Below are 22,520 nucleotides of genomic sequence, written 5' to 3'. Positions count from 1 at the left end.
CGAGGGCCGGGTCAGCGCGTATTGCCCGCGCGCAGCCAGCCGACGTAGTCGGCGACGGCCGCGTCGAGGTCGAACGCGGGGCGGTAGCCGGTGTCGTCGGTCAACCGCGTGAGGTCGAGGCGGGCCGCGGCCGGGCGGGGGCCGGGGTGCAGCGGGAGCACTGCGTCCGGTACCGCGTTCCGCAGGGCGTCGACGAACCGGGCGTTGCTGACGGCGGCGCCGCCGCTGACGTTGTAGACGGCGTGCCGCAGGCGGGGCGCGGTGGCCAGCAGTGCGAGCGCCCGCCCGCAGTCGCGCACGTACCCGATGTCGATCGCGTCCTCGGCGTAGGCGTCCGGGGGTTCGGTGCCGCGCACCGCGGCGTGCACGAGGGCAGGCACCGCCATGAACGGCGACGACGGTCGGCCGAGCGGCCCCCAGATCGAGCCGATCCGGGCGTGCACGACCTCGACGGCGTCCCCCGCCGCCAGCGGCACCACGATCTCTGAAGCCTTCTTCGACGCGGGGATGGCGAACGCCGCACGCGGCGGCAGCGGCGCGTCCTCGCGCCAGACCGGCCCGGGCACACCCCCGTAGACGCCGATAGTGCTCGCGGAGACCACCCGGCCGACGCCCCACTCGGCGGCCACCGTCGCGATGTTCAGCGTCGCGGTGAGGTTCGCCCGCAGTTCCTCGGCCGCCGGCGCCCCGCCGAGGTGGATCGCGGCCAGGTGGACGATGCCGGTCATCGAGTACTTCGCGCCCAGGGCACGTAACGCGTCGAGGTCGGTGCAATCCGCGTCCCCGCGCCCGATCGGCAGGCAATCTTCGCCGAGGCCACGCAGCGCCCGGGTCGTGTGCGTCCCGATGAAGCCCCGGCCGCCCGTCACGAGAATCATGGTCTCCCCTACTCATTAGCTAGCTAACGTTAGCTGGCTAACGAACTGGAGGGCAATAGGCTCCACGCATGACCGATCTGCTCCGGCTGTTCACGCGGGCGCACAAGCTGCTGCAGGCCGCGACGGACGAGGCGATGAGTGCGCACGGCGTCCGGGTGGGGCAGAACCTCGTGCTCGAGGTGCTGTGGGCGGAGGACGGTCTGACGCCGGGTGAGCTGGCGGCGCGACTGCGGGTGAGCACGCCGACCGTCGTGAACGCCGCGACCCGGATGGAGACGGCCGGCCTGATCACCCGCCGACGCGACGACGCCGACGCCCGCCTGGTGCGCCTCTACCTGACCGACACCGGCCGCGCGGCCGAGAAGCCGGTGGGCGACGCCCGCGCAGCGCTGGCCCGACACGTCACGGCCGAGCTCACCCCGGAAGAGCGCGCCGCCACCGAATCCGCCCTCCACAAAATCATCCGGGCCCTAGCTCCTGAGAGCTAGTCCGATGTGGCGCTCGGGTGTGACGACTCCGGGCGGTGCGGTTTCTAGCGTTCCCGCATGAAAAGAATCTTTCTGTTTTCGACGGTGATGGTGACGTTGGTGGGGCTGGCCGCGGCTCCGGCGCAGGCCGGCTCACGGCTCCAGGACGACGCGGACGCCCTGGTCGCGCAGGGTGCACCCGCGGTGATCGCCGAGGTCGTCACGCCCGACGGCTCGACCACAGTGCGGGCGGGCGACGTGCCCGAGCACGCGAAGTTCCGCGTCGGCAGCACCACGAAGACGTTCGTCGCCGCGACGACGCTGCAGCTCGTCGGCGAAGGCCGGATCGCACTGGACGCCCCGATCGAGAAGTACCTCCCCGGCGTGGTGAAGAACGGCAGGAACATCACCGTTCGGCACCTGCTGCAGCAGACCAGCGGCCTGCCGGACTACGTCCAGTACGTGGCGGCTCCGGCGCTCCTGCGCAGCGAGGAGGCCTTCCGCGCCAACGGGGCGAAGCAGCAGACGTCCGCGCAGCTGGTCGCGCAGGCCCAGACCCACGCGCCGGAGTTCGCACCGGGCGCACGCTGGCAGTACTCCAGCACGAACTACCTGCTGGCCGGCATGCTCATCGAGCGCGTCACCGGGCACCGCTGGGAGACCGAGGTCAGCCGCCGGATCCTCCGTCCGCTCGGTCTGCGGGACACGTCCGCCCCGCGGACGTCACTCGACGTCCCCGAGCCGCACGCGCCCGGCTACCACCGCTTCCCCGCCCCCGGTACGACGCCGGACGAGGGCAAGCTCGGTGAGCCGGTCGACACGACCCGGATGAGCCCGACCTGGTTCGCGTCGGCCGGGTCGATGATCAGCACCACGTCGGACGTCAACCGCTTCCTTTCCGCATTGCTCGACGGTCGGGTTCTGCGACCCGCGCAGCTCGTGGAGATGAAGAAGACCGTGCCCGAGCCGACGTCCAGCAGCTCGAAGCGCGTCTGGCGGTACGGGCTGGGCCTGGAGTGGAGCGAGAGCCCGTGCGGCGGCGTGTGGTCGCACAGCGGTGACGTGCCCGGCTACTCGATCCGTAACGGGATCAACGAGCGGGGCACCCGCAGTGTCGTCGTGTCGATCACCACCGACACGCTCGGGTCGGAGGACGCGGCGAACGCGCTGATCGACCACGCCCTCTGCGGATGAGTGGTTCGGGGCCCACGTTCCCACGCGGGCCCCGAGCTTCAGCTCAGCCAGCGTCCTCCCCGCAGAACGCGGGAGAGTTCGAGCCCGTCGTCGAGGAGCACGAGGTCGGCGTCGAGGCCCGGGGCGATCGCGCCGCAGACGCCGCCCAGGCCGAGCAGGCGTGCGGGCGTGCCGGACGCCGCGACCGAGGCGTCGACGATGTCGAGGCCGACGTCGGTCACCGCCCGCCGCACGGCGACGTCCATCGTCAGCGTGCTACCGGCGAGTGATCCGCTCGACGCCAGGCGGGCCTGCCCGTCGCTGACGACGACGTCCTGGCCGCCGAGGGTGTACGTGCCGTCGCCGACGCCGGTCGCGTCGATCGCGTCGGTGATGAGCACGAGCCGGTCGGTGCCGCGCAGGAGCAGTCGCGCTGCCGCGGGGTGCACGTGCACACCGTCGTTGATCAGCTCGCACGGCACGCCCGCGTCGAGTGCGGCCGGTACGGGGCCGGGCTCGCGGTGGTGTGCGCCGCGCATGCCGTTGAAGGCGTGCGTGACCAGTGACGCGCCGCGTTCGAACGCCGCCAGGGAGGTGTCGTAGTCGGCGTCGGTGTGGCCGACCGAGGCGACGACGCCCTCGGCGACCAGGTGCTCGATGAGCTCGAGACCGCCCGGGCGTTCCGGCGCCACGGTGACGACGCGGACGTGACCCCGGCCCGCTTTGAGGAGCCGTTCGACGGCTTCGGGGGTCGGGTCGATGAGGTGGGCGGGGTTCTGTGCGCCGCAGCGGGCGCTCGCGAGGAACGGGCCTTCGAGGTGGGCGCCGATGACACCGGTGTCAGCTTCGACGGCGTCGGCTACCCAGCCGAGCTGGGTGACGAGGGCGTCGACCGGCGCGGTCACCAGTGAGACGAGGGTTCGCGTGGTGCCGCGGGACAGGTGGTAGGCGACACCCGCCGCCAGGTCGTCCGGCGACGCCGTGAAGTCGTGCCCTCCACCGCCGTGCACGTGCAGATCGATGAACCCGGGCAGCAACCAGCCACCCCCGAGGTCCACCACCTCGCCGGCATCGGCCGGTGGCGCGCCGCTCCCGATCGCGGCGATCGAGGAGCCGCTGAGCGACACCCATCCGGGATCCAGGACCCCGTCCGGCGTCACCACCCGCGCGCCGGCCAGCACCACGGCCCGGGCGTCCGGCGTGGCCGGCCCGCCCGATGCGGCCGGCCCGGCCGAAGGGCCCGCGGCGTCCGGCGCCGGCGGGATCGTGGCCGTCATCGGGAGGCCGCCATTGCTGCTCGGAGGGTTCGGTGGCCGGCGGCGAGGGCCGCGGCGTCGTCGGGGCCGAGGCCCGAGCTCAGCACGAGCACCGCCGCCCGGGCGTTGCCCCCGCACTCGTCCAGCACACCCAGCGCCTCCGCGGGCTCGCAGCCGACGATCTCGGCCACCAGCCCGGCGCTGCGCGCCTTGAGCTTCGCGTTCGCCGGAACGACGTCGATCATCACGTCACCGTGCACGCGACCGAGGCGAACCATCGCCGCCGTGGTCAGCGCGTCCAACAGCAACTTCTGCGTGGTCCCGGCCGTCAGCCGGGTGGAGCCGCGGAGAGCCTCCGGCCCCATCGGCACCTCGATCGCCACGTCGGCGGCCTCCGCCAGCGGCGACGGCGACGCGGTCGTCACCGACACCACGCGCGCCCCCAGCTCCCGCGCCAGCGCGACAGCCGCCAGCGTGTACGGCGTCCGCCCACTGGCGGCGACAGCGACCAGCGTGTCCCCGCCCGCGAACCCGGTGTCGAGAAGGTCGCCACGCCCGGCGCCGACGTCGTCCTCGTCGCCGTCCGTGCCGGTCAGCCCACCGGGGCCACCACCGGCGGTACGCGCGGCGACCCGGTCGAGCGCCAGGCCGAACGTGCCGGGCAACTCCGCGGCCTGGAGCACCGCCAGGCGCCCGGACGTACCGGCGCCGATCAGCACGAGCCGGCCACCGTCGGCCATCCGGGCGGCGATCAGCTCGGCGGCCTGGGCCACCCGGGGCGCCGCCGCGCGGACCGCGGGCAGGACCCGCGCTTCCGCGTCGAACAGCCGCTCGGCCACGCCCTGTGCGGAGAGCTGGTCGAGTGGGATGTCAGTCATCGAGTGTGTGTCACTTTCGACAGGCCACGCGGACGGTCCGGGTTCTCGCCCCGATCCAGGGCGATCTGCCGGGCCAGCCGCTGCAGCGGCAGGATGTCGAGCACCGGGGAGAGCGCGTGCGGAACCCCGTCCCGGACGACCGGAAGATCGGCGCCCACCACGAGCACGTCCGCACCGGATTCCCGCAACCGCGAGACGACCGGTGTCACGGCCTCGCCGCCCGCGTCCGGCGTCGCGACCGCGATCACCGGAACCCCGGAGTCGATCATCGCGAACGGCCCGTGCAGCAGGTCGGCGGTGGAGAACGCCTGCGCGGACAGGTAACTGGTCTCCATCAGCTTGAGCGCGGCCTCCCGGGCGGTCGGATATCCGAATCCCCGCCCGGTGACGACCAGCCGCTCGGCGAAGCGGTACCGGGCAGCAGCGGTCTCCACTGCCCCCTCGAGCGTCGCGGCCGCGGCGTCCGGCAACGCCGCCGCCTCGGAAGCCGAGCCGCCGAGCAGGAGATACAACGCCAGCAACTCAGCGGTGTACGTCTTCGTCGCCGCGACCGCGTTTTCCACCCCGGCGCGCACGTCGACGCTGAACTCCGCAGCCGAAGCCAGGTCGGACGCCGGGTCGTTCGTCACCGCGACCGTCGTGGCCCCGCACTCCCCCGCGACCGTGAGCGAGTCGACCAGGTCCGGCGAGGCCCCGGACTGACTCACGCCCAGGAAAAGCACGTCACGAAGGTCGGGACGACTGCCGTACAGCGTCATCGACGAGGGGGAAGCCAGCCCCGCGGGCAATGCCAGCCGGGTCTCCACCAGGTACTTGGCATAGAGAGCGGCGTGGTCGCTGGTGCCCCGGGCCGCGAGCATCACGAAACGTGGAGCTCGTTCGCGCACCGCCGAAGCGACAGCGCGAATGGCGTCCGCCGAAGAAAGCAGAGCGGCGAGGATCGACGGTTGCTCGCCGATCTCGGCGGCCATCAAAGAACCAGGTGCGGTATTTGTCACGACTGTCATCCTTTCACCGCGCCAGCGGTGAGCCCACCGACCATCCGGCGTTGCACGATCAGGAAGAAGATCAGCACCGGCAACGTGAACAGCACCGAGCCGGCCATCGCGCCGCCCCAGTCGTCACCGAACGCGGTGCGGAACGTCGCCAGCCACACCGGCAGCGTGTAGTGGTCCTCGTTGCGCATGAACACGAACGCGTACAGGTACTCGTTCCACGCGGTGATGAACCCGAAGATCGATGTCGCCACCAGACCCGGTCCGAGCAGCGGCAACACCACCCGCAGGAACGCTTGCCAGCGGGTGCAGCCGTCGACGAGCGCGGCCTCCTCCAGCTCCGCCGGTACCGCGGCGACGAACCCGCGCAGCGTCCAGATCGTGAACGGCAGGATCGAGACGAAGTACACGAGGATCAGGGCGGGCAGCTTGTCGAGCAGGTCGAACTGCCGGAACACCAGGAAGTACGGGATGAACAGGGCCTCGAACGGCGCGAGCTGCACCGCGAGGATCAGCACCAGGTACGCCTTGCGCCCCCGGAACCGGAACCGGGCCACCGCGACCGCGGCCAGCAGCGCCACCATCGTCGAGAGCGCCACCGCGACCAGCGTCACGAACAGGCTGTTGCGGACGTAGTTCCAGAAGCCGGGCCGGCTGACGGCCGTGACGAAGTGGTCGAACGTGCCGTCGGTCGGCACGAACACCGGCGGATCGCTCTGGATGTCGACGGTCGGCAGGAACGCCGTCCGGAGCATCCAGTACGCGGGGAACGCGAAGAAGAAGATGACAACGACGCCGAGCGCGTTGGGCCAGACCTTCCGCATCAGTCTTCCAACTCCGTTCGAAGCATGTGTCGCAGGTACACGACCATCGCGACCCCGAGGATCGCGACCATGACGACGGCACCGGCAGCCGCCAGGCCGTAGCGGCTGGACGCGATGCCCATGTCGTAGATGTAGATCGGCAGCGTCACGGTCTGCCCGTCCGGGCCTCCCTGCCGCACGGCCCAGACCTGGGTGAACACCTTGAAGTCCCAGATCGTCGAGAGGAACGCGAGCACGAACAGGATCGGGCGCAGGATCGGCACCGTCACCGCGCGGAACGCGCGCCACCCGCTCGCGCCGTCCATCCGGGCGGCCTCGTAGTACTCGTCCGGGATCGTCAGTACACCGGCCTGCACGGTGAACGCGACGAACGGCACGGCCTGCCAGACGATGATGATGACGATGACCGCGAACGTCGAGAGGCCGCTGGCGAACCAGTCGTGGCCGGGCGTGCCGAGCAGGAAGTTCACGACGCCGTACGTGGAGTCGAACATCCACTGCCAGAGCGTCGTCGCGGTGACGATCGGGATGGCCCAGGCCAGCACCAACGAGATCGAGACCGCGATCGTCATCTTCGTGCCGAGCTTGACCAGCAACAGGCCGATGCCGGTGCCGAGCGCCATCGTCAGGCCGACGCAGACCGCGGTGAACGCGACGGTGCGCCACACGACCTGCCAGAACTCCGGGTCGCCGAGGATCTCGGTGTAGTTGTCGACGCCGGTGAAGATCGTCACCCGGCGGACCAGCTCACCGAAACCGAGCTGCTGGAACGACATCCGGAACAGCAGGTACACCGGGTAGGCGAACAGCGCGCCCAGCGCGACCAGACTCGGCACCAGCAGCAGGTACGGCAGCGGCTCCCGGCGTCGCCGGCCGGCCGGCCGCGGCGGGGCGACCGATGCGCCGGCCGGACTCTGCTCAGGGAGCTCCCGCGACGCGGTCGGTGTCGGGGTCGGCACACTCATCGGCACGGCTCCTTCCTGACGTCGGAACGTCCGCGCGCGGCAGCACCGTGCGCGGAGCCGTTCGGGTGAGACGGGGCCGCCGGGCTCCCCCCGTGAGGAGCCCGGCGGCCGGGACGACTACTTGGCCTTGGCCATCGTGTCGGTGATCGACGTGCTGGCTTCCTTCGACGCGGTGGCGACGTCGGTGCCACGCAGCACCTTCGTCATCGCGTTCTTGATCGGGTTGGTGCCGCTCTCCACCGCGGCCCAGGCCGGGGTGACCGGCGTGACCTTGCCGCCGTTGGTGGCCGCCGCAGCCATGACCTTGGCCGCCTCGTTGTCGCCGTAGACGGTGTCACCGAGGTTCGTCAGCGCCGGGACGACGCCGCCCGCGGCCAGCTTCGTCTGGTACTTGTCGCCGAGGATCAGCTTCAGCCAGTCGGTGGCCGCGTCCGCGTTCGGGCTGGCCGCCGCGACGCCGAGGTTCGAACCGCCGAGGAAGACCGGCGCCGGGCCGGTCGGGCCGGGGATCTCGAACGTCGCGATGTCGTCCTTCAGCTTCGGGTCGCCGCCCTCGGGCGCGGTCGCGGTGCCGATCTCCCAGGGAAGACCGATGAACATCGCGACGTGACCCTTGGCGAACACCGTCGACTGCTGCGGGTTGGCCTCGTCCTGGTCTACGGGTGCCTTCGACAGCTCCTTGTAGATCCGGGAGTAGTCCTGGAAGCCCTTCTGGGCCTCGGGGCTGTCGAGCGTGCCGGTCCACTTGCCGCCGTTGTCCTTGGCGACGTCGCCGCCGTTGGCCCACACCCAGCTGAGCAGCGTGTACCAGGACTGACCGGGCAGGTAGAGCGCCTGGAACTGCTTGTCGGCCTTGTTCGCGGCCTGCAGCTTCTTACCGGCGGCGATGAACTCGTCGATCGTCTTCGGCGGCGCGGTGATGCCGGCCTTCGTGAACATGCTCTTGCGGTAGACGACGATGCGGTTCGCGGCGTAGAACGGCGTCGCGAACGTCTTGCCGTCCTTCTCACCGGTCGCGGCCAGGCCGTCGAGCCAGTTCTTGCCGTTCAGGTCGTCCTTGGACTTCGACAGGTCGGCCAGCGCACCGGACTCGACGAACCGCGGCGACTGCGTGTTGCCCAGCTCCACGATGTCCGGCGGGGTGTTGCTCGCCAGCGCCGTCGTCAGCTTGTCCTGGATGCCGTCCCACTGCTGGACCTGGTAGTCGACGGTCCAGCCCTCATGGGCCTTGGTGAACTCCGAGTTGATCTCGTTGACCAACTCGTCCGGTGCGGAGCCGGACATCAGCCAGACGGTGAGCTTCTTGGTACCGCCGCCGTCGCTACCGCTGTCGTCGCTGCTGCTGCAGCCCGATAACGCCAGGGACGCGGCGACCAGGGTGGTGAGCCCCACGGTCAACGCTCGGCGAACGCGCACGTCGCCTCCTCATTCTGGATTGGTCCGGCCAGTGGTCCATACCGGTCTAGCCCGGGACTGTGGCACGGCCCACAGGGGCCGTCAAGACATCAGTTCGGTAACGCTACGGTCGGTGACGGTCCCCGCTGAGCAGCTCCGCTGCTACCTGCAGATTTGGACGTCCGGCGCCACCGACGAACACGCGCTGTCCGGTCGTGAGAACGTCCGGGCAGGGCAGGCCGAGTTCGACCAGGACCGCGTCGGGGCACCGTCCGGACAGGACGTGCCAGGCCTTCTGCTGCCAGGGGTGACGCGGTACGTCCCGGCCGACGACGACCAGCGGCTGGCCCTCGACTGCGGTGAGCACTTCGGACAGTGACGTCGCGTCCGTGAGGCGGTGCACGGCGCGGGGCGCCAGTCCCCGCTCGGCGAGCGGCGCAGCCAGATCCCAGTACGCCTCCCCGACCGCGAGGTTCGGTGTGGCCCTCAATTCGACGATCACCGGCGGCCCGCTGACGACCGGGTCACCGAACACCCGCGCAGCCCGCCGCGCGGCCTCCATGCCCGGATCGAACGCGTCCGGCGACGCAGCGCCAGGGGCCGCGGCGGCCAGGCCGCCGGCTCCAGCCGCCGCGCGGCCGGCGGGGCCCGGTTGCGGGGGCGGGGCATTGCGCACCCAGGTGAGCAGGGCCTCGACGCGCTCGGCGGCCTCCTCCAGGCGGCGCAGCGGCAGCGCACCGTCGTCGACGGCGGCCAGAACCGCCGAACGGACCTCCTGGTAGAGCCCTTCCCCGCCGATCGCGCCGAGGCAGAGTGCGTCCGCGCCCGCCCGGAGCGCGGCGACGGCGCCGGCCCCGAGGCCGACCCCGTTCTTGATCGCGCCCATGTCGAGCGCGTCGGTCACGATGACGCCCTGATAACCCAGTTCACCCCGGAGGATGTCGGTGAGCATGCGACGGCTCATCGTCGCCGGTTGGTCGTCGAGCGCGGGCACGACCACGTGCGCGGTCATGATCGACCGCACCCCGACGTCGATCGCCGCGACGAACGGCGGCAAATGCACCCGACGCCACTCCGCCTCGTCGCAGTCGACCACCGGAAGCCCGTAGTGCGAGTCCGAGCGGGTGTCCCCGTGCCCGGGGAAGTGCTTGGCGCACGCCGCGACGCCGGTGTTCTCCATCGCCAACACCCAGGTCGCCGCGTGCCGACTCACCGTGTCGGGATCCGCCCCGAACGACCGGACACCGATCACCGGGTTCTCGGGCGCCGAGTTCACGTCGACGTCCGGCGCCAGGTTCCAGCCGATCCCCGCCGCCCGCAGGCCGACGCCGATCCGGGTGGCGACCGCGCCGGTCAGCCCCTCGTCGTCCGCCGCTCCGAGCACGTAGTTGCCGGGCACCGGGCTGCCGTTGCGATAGTGCACCCGGGTGACGTCGCCGCCCTCCTCGTCGACAGCGAGCACGACGTCGGAATCCTGGTGCAGAACCGACGCCAGACGGGCGGCGTCAGTGTCGACGCGCAGGTTCTGGCCGTAGAGCACCACTCCCCCGAGGCCGGGCGCAGCCCGGCGGAACCACTCCGGCGGGTCGGGCTCCTCGAAGCCGACGAGCAGCGTTTTGTCGACCAGCCGGGTTTTGTCGACCAGCCCTGTCATGACGAGACGCCTCCCGGTGGGTCGATGTCGAGCGACGCACGCAGCTGGTACCGGTCCGCGCGGTACGTGGACACGACGTACTCGACCGGCACCGCACCGGCCCAGGAACGCCGCTGCAGCCGGAGCACCGCGCTGCCGGGCGCGAGGCCGAGCAGCTCGGCGTCGCCACGGTCGGCGATGCCGGCTTCGATCACCTGGTCGCCGCGGTCGAGCGCGAGCGAGTACTCCTGCGCGAGGAGCTGGTAGAGCGAACGGTCCTGGAGCGACTGGTCCAGCAGGCCCGGCACCAACCGCGCCGGCAGATGCGAGCGTTCGAGCGCCATCGGGACGCCGTCCGCGGTACGCAGGCGCTCGACGACGTAGAGCGGCGCACCGGCCTCGACGCCCAGCTCGCGGGCGACCGCGGCGGGTGCGTCGATCGAGCGGCGGCCCAGGTCACGGGCGCCGGGGATCATGCCACGGGCCCGCATGTCCTCGCTGAACGACGTCAGCCGCAGTGGCATGACGATCTTCGGCCGTGCGACGAACGTGCCGCGTCCCTGGACGCGGTAGAGCTTGCCCTCGCTGACCAGGTGCTCGATGGCCTGCCTGGCGGTCATTCTGGACAGGCCGTACCGGGCGGCCAGCTCACGTTCGGACGGAACCGGGGCGTCGACGGTCAGTTCCCGCTCGATCAGGTCGAGCAGGATCTCGCGGAGCTGGTAGTACTTCGGTACCGGGCTACGCGCGTCGATCGCGGCGGGTGGGTTGGCGGCGCTCAAGCTTGGTCTCCACTCGGCCGTCATGGTGGTCTGGCCCGGACTAGACCACTTCGGGATCGTTGCCGTCAAGGGCGAGACTGGCGGCATGGGTTTCCCCGACGCACTGTCCGCGTACGCGACCGCGCTGCACACAGCCATCGGCACGGAGCACCACGTCGCCTCCCCGCTCGGCGCTTGGGTGGTCCTGGCGTTGGCCGCGCCCGCGGCGACCGGCGCGGAGCGGGCCACGATCGAGGAAGTGCTCGGTGAGCCGGCTGACGAGGCGGCCGAGCGCGCCGCGGCCCTGCTCGCCGAGCCGCACCCGCTGGTGGCGGCCGCCGCCGCGCTCTGGGCCCGAGAGTCCGTTCCGACCGACTGGGCGACCGGCGTCCAGAAGGGTCCACTCCCGTCGCAGGCCGAGGCCGACGCCTGGGCCAGCGAGAACACCAGAGGCTTGATCGACGCGTTCCCGCTGACGTTGACCCCGGAGGTGGTTCTGGTGCTCGCCTCGGCCCTGGGCACCGACGTCTCCTGGACGGTCCCGTTCGAGACCACCACCGCCGAGGCGCTGGGCGACTCGGAGTGGGCAGGCGAACTCACCACCGCGCTCCGCGCCCCGTCCGGCCACACCGTGCGCATCGTCGCCGACGACGAGGCCGGTGACGTCGTCGTGCACAGCACCGAAGCGAAGCCGCTCGAGGGCTGGAGCGACGGGCTGACCGTGGTGTCGGTGATCGGCGCGCCGGACGTGCCGGCCAGTGCCGTGCTGGCCGCCGCGCACCGAGCGGCGCTGCACGGCGTCCACGGGCAGTCGCTGTTCGACCTGCCGCTGGGCGAGGGCCATGCCTGGACGATCACCGAGGAGGACGCGCCGACCCGCACCGAGTCCGGGCGGGAAGAGGCGTACGACGCGGTGCTGCCCGCGTGGACGGCGTCCTCCGATCACGACCTCCTCGCGGACGCAAGCCTCGGTTTCGACGCGGCGGGGTCCGCGGTGGCGGGGCTGATCGGTCCCGGTCTCGGAATCGGGGCGCGACAGGTCGCGCGCGCGGAGTACACGCGGGTCGGGTTCCGGGCCGCCGCGGTGACCGCGATGGCGTGGATGACCAGCGCGCCCCCGGCGCCGAGGCCGGGGATCCGGCGCACCGCGACCGTGCGGTTCGGGCGGCCCTACGCGGTCGTGGCGGTGGCCCGGCAGCACGGAGGGCCGTGGCACGGCGTCCCGGTGTTCTCCGCCTGGGTCGCCGAGCCATCGGACGCTAGCTGACGGGCGCTAGCTGACGGGCGCTAGCTGACCCAGACGGTTTTCACGTTGCAGAACTCGCGGATGCCCTGGGCGGAGAGTTCCCGCCCGTATCCGGAGGTCTTGATCCCGCCGAACGGGAGCTCCGGGTAGGAGGTCACCATCCCATTGACGAACACCGCACCGGCCTCCAGGTCGTTGACCGCCCGCTCCTGCTCGGCCGGATCGGTGGTCCACACGTTGGAGCCCAGACCGAAGTCGGTACCGTTCGCGATCTCGATCGCCTCCTCGTAGGAGGACGCACGGTAGAGCCCGGCGACCGGCCCGAACACCTCCTCGCGGTACATCCGCATTTCCGGCGTGAGGTCGGCGACCACCGTCGGCGGGTACCACCAGCCCGGCTGATCCGGCGCGGTTCCGCCGCACAGCACGGTGGCGCCCTGGTCCTTCGCGTCCTGCACGAGCTCCTCGACGTCCGTGCGCCCCTGCTCCGTCGCGAGCGGCCCGACGTCGGTCTTCTCGTCCATCGGGTCACCGACGGTGAGCGCGGCCATCCGGTCGACGAACGCCGCGGCGAACGCGTCGTACACGTCGGTGTGCACGATGAACCGCTTGGCGGCGATGCAGGACTGACCGTTGTTCTGGCAGCGTGCAGTGACCGCGACCGCGGCGGCCTTGGCGACGTCGGCTGACGGCAGGACGACGAACGGGTCGCTGCCGCCCAGCTCCAGGACGGTCTTCTTCAGCTCGCGCCCGGCGATCGCGGCGATCGAGCGCCCCGCTCCCTCACTGCCGGTGAGCGTCGCCGCGACGACCCGCTTGTCGGAGAGCACGGCCTCGACCTGGTCGGAGCCGATCAGGAGCGTCTGGAACGCACCCTCGGGGAAGCCCGCGCGCGAGAACAACTGCTCCATGAACAACGCCGTCTGCGGGACGTTCGACGCGTGCTTGAGCAGGCCGACGTTGCCGGCCATCAGCGCCGGAGCGGCGAACCGCATCGCCTGCCAGAGCGGGAAGTTCCACGGCATGACCGCGAGCACCGGGCCGAGCGGCTGGTAGCGCACGTAGGCCTGGCGTGCCTTCACGGCGGCGGGGTCGGTGGCCTCGTCGGCGAGGAACGCCGGCGCGTTCTTCGCGTAGTACCGGCACGCCACCGCGCACTTGGCCACCTCGGCTTTCGCCGCGGGCAGCGTCTTGCCCATCTCGACGGTCATCGTGCGGGCGATCTCGTCGCGCTCGGCGTCCAGAATGTCGGCCGCGGCGCGCAGCCACGACGCACGCTGTTCGAACGTGGCGGAGCGCAACGCCGCGAAGCCGTCGACCGCCCGCGCCAGGCGTTCCTCGATCTGCGCGTCGGTCAGCGGGTCGAAGTTCTTCAGGACCCGGCCGTCGGTCGGGTCGATCGTCGCGATCGGCACCGTGCCACCTCCCCAGTTTGGTCTGCGGGAGCAATACCCGTTTTCGCGCCGGGATTCCCTCCTCGCGACCCGCCGCGAGTGGTACTCACTTTTGGTACAAATCGGCATTAGCGTGACGTTCAAGGACTTCAGGGACTGCTCTTCCCGGAGGGTAACCGTGCACGTCCGCATGTCTCGATCTCTGGCCGTGGCCGCCCTGTTGGGTGGCCTCCTCGTTCCGATGAACCCTGCGTACGCCGACGGCTGCGTCGACGATGCCACCGGCTTCGACTGCGCCTTCGCGCAGCGTGTCCGCGAGGCCGACGCCTACCTCGGGACCCGGCCGGGCTATACCGGCCTGGCGATCTCGGACGGTTGGCGCGACCGCGTGTGGCGCAACGACTACGCCGACCGTCCGATCTACGCGGCGTCGACGGCGAAGCTCGCGATCGCGCTGGACATCCTGATGCGACAGCACCGGGGCGAGTTCGAGCTCACCACCACGGAAGCGCGCTGGCTGTACGCGGCGCTGGTGAGCAGCGACAACGCCGCTGCCAACCACCTGTGGAACCGCTACGGCGGTGCGTCGATGGTGGCGCACTGGTCGGCGTACGGGATGACCGACACCGGGTTCGTGCCCGGCCTCGCCCGGCACTGGGGATCGATGAAGACGACCGCCGCCGATCTGCGTCGCCTGGTGCGCTACATCGTCCGGGAGACGCCGAGCGAGGTGCGGCAGTACCTGATCGCGCGGATGCGCGGGGTCGCCGAGAACCAGCGGTGGGGTGTGTGGTCGGCCGGGCCCGGGTGGATCCGCGGCAACAAGAACGGCTGGTTCCGCTACCGCGCCGGGTGGGTGATCAACTCCGCCGGGTGGGTCGGGGCGCACCAGCGGTACGTGGTCGCGGTGATGGCCGATCAGCGCTCGAAGGGCACGTATGCGAGTGGCGTCGAGACGACGTCGCACGTCAACGAGATCTTGTTCGGTTAACGGGGCGGTTCCGGCAGCGTGAACCAGAACACGCTGCCGCCGCCGGGGTTGTCCTCGACGCCGATCGTCCCGCCGTGCCGCTCGACGATCTTGCGGCAGATCGCCAGGCCCAGGCCGCTGCCGGAGAACGCACCGCTCCCCGCGCCGCGGTGGAACGCGTCGAACACCCCGTCGCGTTCGTCGGCGGGGATGCCGATGCCCTGGTCGGCGACCTCGATCCGCCAGGTCAGGTCCCCGCGCTGCGCGCGCACGCTCACCCGGGGCGGCCGGCCCGGCGCGGTGTACTTCACCGCGTTGCCGATCAGGTTGTCGAGTACCTGCCGGAGCATGCCGGGGTCGCCCGAGACGACCGGGAGTTCGCCCACCGTCACTCGGTGGGGGTCGGGTTCGAGGCGGTCGGTGCGGTCCGCGACCACCTCGGCGACGACCGTTCCGAGGTTCACCTGCGTCCGGTTCAGGTCGACGTGTTCCGCGGTGGCGTACTCGAGCAGGTCGTTGAGCATGCGGTCGGTGCGCGCTACCGCTGACCGGGCCCGGCCGAGGAATTCGTGCCCGGCCTCGTCCAGCCCGGCGCCGCTCTCGTCCTCGAGTACCTCGAGGTAGGCCGACGCGGCGGTCAGCGGGCTGCGCAGGTCGTGGGCGGCGACCCCGGCGAACCCGGCCAGCTCCCGTTCCCGGCGGCGGAGCTCCACCTCGACCTCCTCGCGCCGGGCGACGTCGGCGCGCAGGGCGGCGGTGGCCAGCTGGACGTCGACCAGAGCACGGTCGCGGGAGCGGGTGAGGACGCCGACGAGCGCGGCGAGCAGCAGGCCGATCAGTGTGCCGGCGACCAGCACGACGGTGTCGAGGGTTCCGTCCGGGTGGACGACCGAATCCATCGGCGCGACCGAGAGCAGCCAGGTGCGCCCGGCGACGTTGACCCACCGATGCTCGACGCCAGCGACCTGCCACGATGCGGCGTGCGCGGAATCAGGCGTAGCGCCGCCCGCCTGCGCGGGATCGGGTGATGCGCCGTCGGCCTGTGCGCGGCCGGCGGCGCCCGGGCGGTCGGCCGGGACGAGCAGGCTAGCGCCGCCGCGTGGCCAGCTTGCGACCCGCTGGGTGTTCGCCCCGTCGACGTCACGGAGCTCGACCCGCACCTGACCGGCGGCGGCGCGCTGCAGCGTCCGCTCGAGGAAGTCCTCCCCACGCATCCCCATCAGCAGCCAGCCGCGCGGCTCCCCGTCCCCCGCGTTGCCCGCGAGCCGCACCGGCGAGGCCACCACGAACGACGACTGCCGCTGCGCGGCGGGCAGCCCTTCCACGTCCTTGCGCAGGACGTAGGTCCGACTGGCGATCGGCCGACCGAGCCGCATGGCGGCATCCATCGCCTCGCGCGCGGGGCCGATCGTCGAGAGGTCCCGGCCGACGCGCGCAGCCGACCCGTCCAACGTCCGGTTGAGGACGACGTACCGGTGCGGCAGCGAGAGCGCGGCACCCACCGTGTCGGGAACCAGGGCGTCGGCCTGGGAGCCGGGCGTCCAGTCCGTGGCGAGGTCGGGCAGCTCGGAGGACGCGGTCGGCATCACCAGCGACACCCCGGACGCCCCGTAGAGGCGGTTGGCGTTCAGCCCGGCCATGACCGCGACGAAGTCCCCGGCCGTGAGGCTGTTCTGGGCGCTGATCGCAGCGGTCAGGTCGGTCATCGTGTCGACGTAACGGTTGGCCTCGGCGGTGATCGCCGCCTCGACACCGGTTGCCTGACGCTCCAGCAGCGCCTGGGCACGCCGCTGCTCGGACTGGTGCAGCACACCGGTGACCAGCAACGTCACGCTCAGCCCGAGCACCGCGACAACCACGGGGAGCGAGGCCCAGTGCGGCAGCCTCGCGTGTCTCCCGACCACTGCCGGATAAACGGACATATAGCCAGCTTAACGACATTCGACTCGCACTGACACGTCCGCTGCGGACGCGCGGGCCTCCTCACCGCCATCCGAGCGGTATCCCCCACCTGAGCCCTACGCTGAGGACATGAGCTCGAGGGGAGGCGTTATGGTGCACGCTGCCCAGGCTGTTCCGATCGGTCAGCCGATGTCCTGGGATGAGTACGAAAAACTCGGTCCCGACGTCCGCGGCGAATACATCGATGGGAACTTGGTGGTGTCCCCCAGTCCAAGTCGTGCGCATCAAGACATCTGCATCCAGCTGGTTATCTGGCTGAGGGCTGCCGTGCCGCCGGGCTATAAGGTCACCGCCGGTTGGGGGTGGAAGCCGGACCGAAATGAGTTCATCCCGGACCTGATGGTCTACCCGGACACGGACGAGAACGTACGCTTCACTGGCCTTCCAGCCCTTGCCGTGGAGGTGCTGTCGAGTAACCGTGGCGACGACCTCGTGGTCAAGACCACGAAGTACGCGGCCGTGGGGCTGCCGCATTACTGGGTGGTGGACCCCCGCGACCGCGCTTTGGAGGCCTTTGCGCTCGAAGAAGGTGCCACCTACAGCCGCGTCGCGCGACTGTCTCTGGACGACGAGGAGGATCCCGCATCAGCGGAGTTGTCGTTCGGGGTAGGGACGGTCGTCGTGGACCTGGGCGAGTTGCTCGGAGACGTCTAGAACAGGACGTCGGGGACGGCGCCTTCGAGGGCCAGGAGCTGGCGCTTCATTTCGAGGCCGCCACCGAACCCGTGAAGGCTGCCGTCAGCGGCAAGGACCCGGTGGCACGGCACGACGACCGGCACCGGATTCGTCGCCATCGCCCGCCCGACCGCACGGGCAGCACCGAACTCGCCCTCCACGTCGGCATCGCTCACCCGGCGGGCGAGCGCGCCGTAGCTGATCGTCTCGCCGTACCCGACGCTCCGGTAGAGCGCCTCCCGCACGTCCCGGGCGTAACCACTGCTCAGACGCCAATCGACGGGCAACGTGAAGCGGCGCAGGCGCCCGGCGAAGTACGCACCGAACTCCTCCCGGACCCGTTCCAGCGGCCCCGGCAACTCCCCCGGTTCGAGCCCGGGCAACCCCGCCGCTGCCTCTTCGGCGAACCGCAGCCCGGAGAGCCCGACAGCGAGCACCCCGCGCTCGGTGACCACCACCCCGAGCGGCCCGATCGGCGTCGACAGCTCGACGGCAGCGCACGTCTCGGCCTCGACCCGAGCTTCATCCGTCACGCACCGCAACGTACCCCTCCCCACCGACAGTCCTGCTCAGAACCCGGATCGCGCAGGATAGGGTCGGGGCAAGAGGCGGGGGGCCACGGGGCAATGAGCCGGAGGACGAGGATGAGTGCGCGGGTAGAGCAGCGGGCCCTCCCCGGGATCGGCGTTTGCCAGGACGTGGTGACCCGGGCGGGTCGCCGGATCGGCGTGCTGACCCACCGGGACGGTCACCGTGAGCTCGTCGTGTACGACGTCGACGACCCCGATGCCGCCAGCGAGACGATCCCGCTCAACGGTGACGAGGCCAACGCCCTCGCGGAACTCCTCGGCGCGCCCCAGCTCGTCCGGCACCTCGCCGAGCTGCAGGAACAGGTCGTCGGCGTACTCACCGAGCAGTTGCCGCTCAAGGGCTCGGCGTACGTCGGGCGTCAACTGGGCGACACCCAGGCGCGCACCCGAACCGGCGCGTCGATCGTGGCGATACTTCGGCGGGGCGAGGTCATCGCGTCGCCCGGCCCTTCGTTCGAGTTCGAGGCCGCCGACATGATGGTCGTCGTCGGTACGCGGGAGGGTGTCGACGGCGTCGCGTCGATCCTCCGCCGGGACGCCTGAGCGTCCTTAGGAAAGACAAAGCACCGCCGTGCGGCGGGGCGACACAGGGAAGAACGGGCCACACCTTCGCGGTGGCCGTGTAGCTGTGCCGTGGCCGACGAGGGCCCGGGCAACGAAGAACTGGACAGAGCACGACGAGGGAGGCCGGTGCATTCCTCCGCGACGCTGTTGATCGAGGTCGGCGGGATTCTGCTCGCGCTCGCTCTGCTGGGCAGAGCCGGTCGACGCGTGGGCTTGAGCCCGATCCCGCTGTACCTCCTCGCGGGTCTGGCATTCGGCCACGGCGGCCTGGTGCCGCTCTCCTCCAGCGAAGAGTTCATCGAGGTCGGCGCCGAGATCGGCGTCGTGTTGCTGCTGGTCACGCTGGGTCTGGAGTACACGGCGTCGGAGCTGGTCAGCAACGTCCGCGCGGCGGCTCCGGCCGGTCTCGTGGACGGTCTGCTCAACGCGATCCCCGGTGCGGTGCTCGCGCTGGTGCTCGGCTGGGGCCCGGTCGGCGCGGTGGCGCTCGCCGGCGTCACCTGGGTGTCGTCGTCCGGCGTCATCGCGAAGACGCTCGGCGACCTGGGGCGGCTCGGTAACCGCGAGACGCCGATCGTGCTGAGCATCCTCGTGATCGAGGACCTCGCGATGGCCCTCTACCTGCCGATCCTCACCGCGTTGCTGGCCGGCGTCGGCTTCGCCCAGGGCTCGGTGGTGCTCGGCATCGCGCTCGGCACGGTCGCGGTCGTGCTGGTCCTGGCGCTGAAGTTCGGCGACTGGATCACCAAGCTGGTCTCCGCCGAGGACGCGGAGGCGCTGCTGCTCGGCGTCCTCGGTCTGACGCTGCTGGTGGCCGGCATCGCGTCGGAGCTGCAGGTGTCGGCAGCGGTCGGCGCGTTCCTGGTCGGCATCGCGCTCTCCGGTGAGGTCGCGCACTCGGCGACCGCGCTGCTCAGCCCGTTGCGTGACCTGTTCGCCGCGGTCTTCTTCGTCTTCTTCGGCTTGTCGACGGCACCCGAGACGATCCCGCCGGTACTGCTCCCCGCGCTGGGCCTGGCCGTCGTGACGATGGGCACGAAGGTACTGACCGGCTGGTACGCCGCCCGGCGGGCGGGTATCGCGTCGAAGGGCCGTCTGCGTGCCGGGCTCGCGCTGATGCCGCGCGGCGAATTCTCGATCGTCATCGCCGGGCTCGCCGTCGCCGCGGGGGTGGACGAGCAGCTGGGCGCGCTCGCCACCGCGTACGTGCTGATCACAGTCGTGTCGGGTCCGTTGCTGGCTCGCCTGTCGGACCTCGACCGTTCGAAGAAGAAGCCGCGGCGCGTCTTCAGCCGCAAGCGCGACGAGGAGCCGACGACGCCGATCGTCAGCCCCACGCCGCAACCCGCTGTCGACTAATACGGGAAGTAACTCGCACTACGTCCCATAATCGACGTTATGCGAGAACGCGCCCGGGTCGATCCCCGGGGTGCCGCGCTGGCGGCTGCCGTGGTCGTCCTCGGTATCGCGCTCTCCGTGCTGGCCGCCGAGGGTTTCCGGTCCCTGGAGCAGCGGGGACAGCACCGGCTCGCCGAACAGCGCGCCGCGACGGCCCGGGCCGCGGTCGCCGCGGGCATGCGCCGGTACTCCGACTCGACCCGACAGGTGTCCACCGCGCTCCGCGACCTCGCGCCGCTGGACGAGGCGGGGCTCACCGCGGTCACGGCGACGCTGCCGAGCCTGCCCGGCGTCAGCGGCGTGAGCGTGGTCGTCCCGGCCGCGACCGCCCGGAAGTCCTGGCCGGCCGTGCGGCTCGAACCGGCACGCAGCGCGGCCGACCACTACTTCGCCGTGCTCGACCGCCCGCTCGACGGCACGCTCCCCCGCGTCGGGCGTGACCTCGCGGCCGCGCCCCAGGCCGTGGCGGCGCTGGGTTCGGACGTCGTGGTCTCCGACCCCTATCCGGCGTCGGGCGGTACCGCGCGAACGGTGGCCGCGCCGATCTCCCGGACCCGCGGCTGGGTCGTTCTCGACCTCGACGAGCAGCGGTTCCTCGCTGCGACACGCCCCGCGGGCGGCGGTACGCCGGTGGATTCGCACTTCGACGAGGTTGCGCTCGCGACTGGCGTCACCCTGAGCATTGTGGCTGGTCTGCTGGTGTACACGCTCGCCCTCGCCCGGGCCCGCGACCGGGCCCGGGTGGCCGGGGCGGCGGCGGAGGTCCACCGCGTCGAACGGTCCGCGCGGCAGCAGGCCACGCTGCTCCACGCGGTGCTGACGAGTATCGACGAGGGGGTGGCCGTCGCCGACGAGGACGGCACGGTGGCGCTGCTCAATTCACCCGCGCAGGCGATGCTCGCGGAGGCGCCGAACGGGGTGTTCCGCCTCGACGGGGTCACGCCGTTCCCGGGCACGGACCTGCCGCTGCGCCGCGCGCTCACCGGCGCCGCCTGCGCGGACGAGTTCGTGGTGCGCAGCGCCGCCCGGCCGGACGGCGTCCGCGTGCGGGTGGCGGCACAGCCGCTCGACCTGGGATCCGACCGGCAGGGGGCGCTCGCCGTCTCCCGTGACGTCACCGCGCTGCGCGCGCACGAGGCGGACCTGACCGCGTTCGCCGGCATCGCGGCGCACGACCTCCGGGCACCGCTGGCGACCGTGCTGGGGTACCTCGACCAGGCCGGGAACGTGCTGACCGGCGAGCGGCTGGCCCGCGTCCGGACCGTCACCGAGCGCATGCGCCGGCTCGTCGACGACCTGCTCGCCTACGCGGCCACCCGCGACACCGATCTGCAGCTGACCGACGTCGATCTGGATGCTGTGGTGACCGAGATGCTCGCGGTCGTGCTGCCCGTGGCACGCACCCGCGCGCCGCACGTCATCGTGCGCCGGCTTCCGCCGGTCCGCGGTGATGCCCACCTGCTGCGCAGGCTGTTCGCCGGTCTGCTGGGCAACGCCCTGAAACACACACCCCCGGACGAGACGCCGCGGCTCGCCGTGCGCGCGCACCCGGTGCCGGGTGGTGAGTGGGTGCGGGTGGAGATCGCCGACCACGGGATCGGGATTCCGCCCGGTCGTCACGCGCAGTTGTTCAGTCCGGGTGATCCCGGCACCGGGCTCTATCCGGAGAGCGATCTGACGCTGGCGATCTGTCGACGCATCGTGGAGCGGCACCGCGGCACGATCGCGGCAACCGACAACGCCGGGGGTGGCACTGTCGTCCGGTTCACGCTTCCCGCGGCGCAGGACGCGGGGGAACCGGTCATCGATATCGGAACCCACCTTGTGGGAGCGATTTCGCCGGTGAGCTGACGTACGGGCCGACGCATGTCACGGGCTCGACCGCCGTTCACACCGCAGCGCGACGGCGTGGTTGCGGGTATGGTTGGTGGCGGGTCCCCATCGCGAGGCCGCGACCCCCATTAGACGGCACGCCGGCCGTCCTCGAGAAGCCGGAAGGCAGAGCTCAGCCGCTCCCGTACGACAACGGGCTGTTCATGCGGCACGCCGGCGCGCCGAAGCATCAACCCGAAGGGACGATATGCCCTCACGCTCGTCTGCACCGCCCGCACCGGCCATGCTCTTTCTCGCGCCGCCGAGCGACCCGTCAGCAGACGGTGACGACTCCGCGGGCTACTCCGAGGCCCCGCCCGTTCAGCGTCAGCGCAGCGCCCCCTCCGGGCATCCGGCCGGTGGCCGGGAACCCGCTGGTCAGCGGCGTCGCACCCCGTCTGCTTCGAAGAGTTCCGAGGCCGTTCGGATGACCCGTGGTGCGCGGCGTTCCGCCACTGATTTCGGGATCACCGACGCCGAAGTGGCCGACGTCCTCGCGTCGCCGTCCCGGGTCGCGCCCGAGCAGGACAACCCGGATCGCACGCGGTTCTCCGGTGGTGGCCTGACCGTCGTGACCGGGGCCGACGGCACGGTGCTGCACGTCTCGCGCCGCCGCTCCTAGTC

The 22,520-nt window shown here is 71.4% G+C and carries 21 protein-coding genes; 9 read left to right on the top strand and 12 right to left on the bottom strand.

Features of this window, described 5'->3' with window-relative positions:
* Positions 1–11: 11 nt before the first annotated feature.
* Complete coding sequence (locus ACGFY5_RS19890; RefSeq protein ID WP_392721699.1) at positions 12–878, bottom strand: NAD-dependent epimerase/dehydratase family protein; 867 nt, start codon at positions 876–878, stop codon at positions 12–14.
* Positions 879–946: 68 nt separating this feature from the next.
* Between ACGFY5_RS19890 and ACGFY5_RS19885 the strand changes: the two genes are divergently transcribed.
* Positions 947–1,366, top strand: coding sequence for a MarR family winged helix-turn-helix transcriptional regulator (locus ACGFY5_RS19885; RefSeq protein WP_392721698.1), 420 nt, complete (start codon positions 947–949; stop codon positions 1,364–1,366).
* 57 nt (positions 1,367–1,423) lie between these two features.
* Positions 1,424–2,539 carry a serine hydrolase domain-containing protein gene (locus ACGFY5_RS19880; protein ID WP_392721696.1) on the top strand — a complete coding sequence of 372 codons (1,116 nt, stop codon included), beginning with the start codon at positions 1,424–1,426 and terminating at the stop codon, positions 2,537–2,539.
* A 38-nt stretch (positions 2,540–2,577) separates the two neighbouring features.
* Here ACGFY5_RS19880 and nagA read toward each other — a convergent pair whose 3' ends face one another.
* The 8 genes from nagA to ACGFY5_RS19840 all read right to left on the bottom strand — a co-directional run bounded on the left by nagA (position 2,578) and on the right by ACGFY5_RS19840 (position 11,246).
* Positions 2,578–3,795, bottom strand: a complete 1,218-nt coding sequence (nagA, locus tag ACGFY5_RS19875) for an N-acetylglucosamine-6-phosphate deacetylase (protein WP_392721695.1) — start codon at positions 3,793–3,795, stop codon at positions 2,578–2,580.
* Positions 3,792–4,652, bottom strand: coding sequence for an N-acetylmuramic acid 6-phosphate etherase (locus ACGFY5_RS19870; RefSeq protein WP_392721693.1), 861 nt, complete (start codon positions 4,650–4,652; stop codon positions 3,792–3,794). The genes nagA and ACGFY5_RS19870 overlap by 4 nt, the downstream gene beginning before the upstream one ends.
* Complete coding sequence (locus ACGFY5_RS19865) at positions 4,649–5,659, bottom strand: SIS domain-containing protein (protein WP_392721691.1); 1,011 nt, start codon at positions 5,657–5,659, stop codon at positions 4,649–4,651. Before ACGFY5_RS19865 ends, ACGFY5_RS19870 begins: the two co-directional genes overlap by 4 nt.
* Positions 5,656–6,471 carry a carbohydrate ABC transporter permease gene (locus ACGFY5_RS19860; protein ID WP_392721690.1) on the bottom strand — a complete coding sequence of 272 codons (816 nt, stop codon included), beginning with the start codon at positions 6,469–6,471 and terminating at the stop codon, positions 5,656–5,658. Before ACGFY5_RS19860 ends, ACGFY5_RS19865 begins: the two co-directional genes overlap by 4 nt.
* On the bottom strand, positions 6,471–7,436 hold the full coding sequence (locus tag ACGFY5_RS19855) for a carbohydrate ABC transporter permease (protein WP_392721688.1): 966 nt from the start codon (positions 7,434–7,436) through the stop codon (positions 6,471–6,473). The genes ACGFY5_RS19860 and ACGFY5_RS19855 overlap by 1 nt, the downstream gene beginning before the upstream one ends.
* Positions 7,437–7,553: 117 nt before the next feature.
* Complete coding sequence (locus ACGFY5_RS19850) at positions 7,554–8,852, bottom strand: extracellular solute-binding protein (RefSeq protein WP_392721686.1); 1,299 nt, start codon at positions 8,850–8,852, stop codon at positions 7,554–7,556.
* Positions 8,853–8,955: 103 nt separating this feature from the next.
* Positions 8,956–10,485, bottom strand: a complete 1,530-nt coding sequence (locus ACGFY5_RS19845; protein WP_392721684.1) for a glycoside hydrolase family 3 protein — start codon at positions 10,483–10,485, stop codon at positions 8,956–8,958.
* Positions 10,482–11,246, bottom strand: a complete 765-nt coding sequence (locus tag ACGFY5_RS19840; protein WP_392721682.1) for a GntR family transcriptional regulator — start codon at positions 11,244–11,246, stop codon at positions 10,482–10,484. Before ACGFY5_RS19840 ends, ACGFY5_RS19845 begins: the two co-directional genes overlap by 4 nt.
* Before the next feature lie 85 nt (positions 11,247–11,331).
* Between ACGFY5_RS19840 and ACGFY5_RS19835 the strand changes: the two genes are divergently transcribed.
* On the top strand, positions 11,332–12,492 hold the full coding sequence (locus ACGFY5_RS19835; protein WP_392721681.1) for a hypothetical protein: 1,161 nt from the start codon (positions 11,332–11,334) through the stop codon (positions 12,490–12,492).
* Between the two features lie 20 nt (positions 12,493–12,512).
* On the opposite strand, the gene ACGFY5_RS19830 is transcribed toward ACGFY5_RS19835, so the two are convergent.
* Positions 12,513–13,886 (bottom strand): NADP-dependent succinic semialdehyde dehydrogenase, encoded by a 1,374-nt coding sequence (locus ACGFY5_RS19830; RefSeq protein WP_392721680.1) that lies wholly within the window; start codon positions 13,884–13,886, stop codon positions 12,513–12,515.
* Between the two features lie 169 nt (positions 13,887–14,055).
* Here ACGFY5_RS19830 and ACGFY5_RS19825 point away from each other — a divergent pair, with 169 nt between their 5' ends.
* Positions 14,056–14,856: a serine hydrolase gene (locus ACGFY5_RS19825; protein ID WP_392721678.1), complete on the top strand. Its 801-nt coding sequence runs from the start codon at positions 14,056–14,058 to the stop codon at positions 14,854–14,856.
* Here ACGFY5_RS19825 and ACGFY5_RS19820 read toward each other — a convergent pair.
* Complete coding sequence (locus ACGFY5_RS19820; RefSeq protein WP_392721676.1) at positions 14,853–16,757, bottom strand: ATP-binding protein; 1,905 nt, start codon at positions 16,755–16,757, stop codon at positions 14,853–14,855. The genes ACGFY5_RS19825 and ACGFY5_RS19820 overlap by 4 nt on opposite strands.
* A 109-nt stretch (positions 16,758–16,866) precedes the next feature.
* Here ACGFY5_RS19820 and ACGFY5_RS19815 point away from each other — a divergent pair, with 109 nt between their 5' ends.
* Complete coding sequence (locus ACGFY5_RS19815; protein WP_392721674.1) at positions 16,867–17,451, top strand: Uma2 family endonuclease; 585 nt, start codon at positions 16,867–16,869, stop codon at positions 17,449–17,451.
* On the opposite strand, the gene ACGFY5_RS19810 is transcribed toward ACGFY5_RS19815, so the two are convergent.
* The gene (locus tag ACGFY5_RS19810) at positions 17,448–18,005 is read right to left on the bottom strand and encodes a methylated-DNA--[protein]-cysteine S-methyltransferase (RefSeq protein ID WP_392721673.1); all 558 of its coding nucleotides are present in this window, start codon (positions 18,003–18,005) and stop codon (positions 17,448–17,450) included. The genes ACGFY5_RS19815 and ACGFY5_RS19810 overlap by 4 nt on opposite strands.
* Before the next feature lie 111 nt (positions 18,006–18,116).
* Between ACGFY5_RS19810 and ACGFY5_RS19805 the strand changes: the two genes are divergently transcribed.
* The 4 genes from ACGFY5_RS19805 (at position 18,117) to ACGFY5_RS19790 (ending at position 22,518) form a co-directional block, all read left to right on the top strand.
* Positions 18,117–18,605, top strand: coding sequence for a cation:proton antiporter regulatory subunit (locus ACGFY5_RS19805; protein WP_392721671.1), 489 nt, complete (start codon positions 18,117–18,119; stop codon positions 18,603–18,605).
* Positions 18,606–18,752: 147 nt separating this feature from the next.
* Positions 18,753–19,985 (top strand): cation:proton antiporter, encoded by a 1,233-nt coding sequence (locus ACGFY5_RS19800; RefSeq protein ID WP_392721669.1) that lies wholly within the window; start codon positions 18,753–18,755, stop codon positions 19,983–19,985.
* Between the two features lie 39 nt (positions 19,986–20,024).
* A complete protein-coding gene (locus tag ACGFY5_RS19795; protein ID WP_392721667.1) occupies positions 20,025–21,875 on the top strand; it encodes an ATP-binding protein in 1,851 nt (616 codons plus the stop codon).
* Positions 21,876–22,323: 448 nt separating this feature from the next.
* Positions 22,324–22,518, top strand: coding sequence for a hypothetical protein (locus tag ACGFY5_RS19790; RefSeq protein ID WP_392721664.1), 195 nt, complete (start codon positions 22,324–22,326; stop codon positions 22,516–22,518).
* Positions 22,519–22,520: the final 2 nt, after the last annotated feature.

It is taken from the genome of Cryptosporangium sp. NPDC048952, assembly GCF_043197895.1.
Classification (GTDB): Bacteria; Actinomycetota; Actinomycetes; order Mycobacteriales; family Cryptosporangiaceae; genus Cryptosporangium.
Note: the sequence above shows the minus strand (reverse complement) of the source record. Positions and strands in the feature narration are given on the sequence as shown.